Source organism: Yersinia massiliensis CCUG 53443, assembly GCF_000312485.1.
GTDB lineage: Bacteria > Pseudomonadota > Gammaproteobacteria > Enterobacterales > Enterobacteriaceae > Yersinia > Yersinia massiliensis.
The window spans coordinates 1-1,409 of record NZ_HE997656.1 but is presented as its reverse complement, the minus strand read 5'-3'; the positions used below and the strand labels follow the sequence as shown (position 1 = coordinate 1,409).

Here is a 1,409-nt window from a genome sequence, read left to right as displayed (position 1 = left end):
GTCGCGTCCGCGATATCCACTGTCACATTGCTTCCCAGTCCGTTGCTGCTGGTCAGCGTAGCATCACTGCTATCGGTCACCTGCAAGGTGCCCAGACCGGTAACCGTATTGGCGAAGGTGCCGCTAAAGCCGCTCAGCGCCAACATATCCTGCGCCCCCGCCAGTGCGATATTGGCTGAAGCCCCCAGATTATTGGTCGAGGCCACCGTCAGCTTGCTGTTCCCCGCCAAGGCATACTGGCCGGAGAAGCCGCTGTTAGTGCCAGTTAACGACACATTCGCGCCATTGGTGATATCAACGGTGGAATTCGCCACACCGCTCAGGGCATTGGCGATGGCACCGCTCAGTCCATTAAGCACCAGATGAGAGGTCGCCGTATCCAGATTCACCGTCGCCGCGGAAGTCCCCAAGTTACCGGCTTGCGTCACCGTCAATGCCCCAGCCGACCCGATATGATGAGCGCCGCTAAAGCTGTTGGTACCGGTTAGGGCCACCGCAGCGTTGGTATTGATATCGCCATTGCCACTCAGCACATTCGCCAAGGCGGCATTCGCCCCATTCAGGTTTAAATCACCCAGCACATTAATGGCACTGCTGCCCAATGTCCCTGCACCGTTCAAGGTGGCAGAGGCACCCGACGCAATCAGCGTTTGACCGCTTAAGCCGCTGTTCGCGCCACTGACGGCCAAATCGCCGCCGTTGATGTTCAGCGTACCAGCACCGGTTAAGCCGCCTGTGGCGCTAGAAGTACCGCCCGCCGCCAGATTCAGCGTGCCGCCAGTAAGATTCAAGATATTGCTGTTGGTCAGCGCGCCCGTGCTGTTCAGTATCCCGCCGGTGCCTAAGGTCACGGTTCCGGCGTTGGTGATGGCACCGACCGTTTGTGTATGGCCGTTGATATTGGCGCTGGCACCGCTGGCGATATCCAGCAATGACGTCGCGCCGAAGGCACCATTTGCCCCCAGAATCAGCTCACCGGCATTGACCGTGGTTTTGCCCTGATAGCTGTTACTGCCGTTTGCCAGTGTTAACGCCCCGTTAGTGGCATCAATCTGCAAACCACCCACACCGGAAACCAGTGCATTCAAGGTCTTATTCGAGGACGCGCTGCTGTCTGTTGCCAGTAACAAAGCATCGGCATCGTCAGTTAACAGTTCCAGCGCGCTCAGGCTGTAATTGACATACAAGCCCGTGCCGCCGCTGCCGTTACTGCTGGTCAGACCGTAGTTATGGGTCGCATTCGCTACCGCCGTGCCGCCCTGCAAGATAGAAGAGATCACGCCTTGCGTACCGGAGGTGACCGAGGTGCCGTTGATCATCAGATCCAGCCCGCTCACATCGCCGGTCACACTAGTGGCGTTGATCAACGCCAGCATGATATCGCCCCGATCCTGATCGAGCAGTGATAC

1 pseudogene is annotated in these 1,409 nt (G+C 58.2%); it reads right to left on the bottom strand.

The annotated features are described in order from the left end of the window. A pseudogene (locus BN68_RS24205) lies at positions 1–1,409 on the bottom strand (autotransporter outer membrane beta-barrel domain-containing protein); the annotation flags it as partial.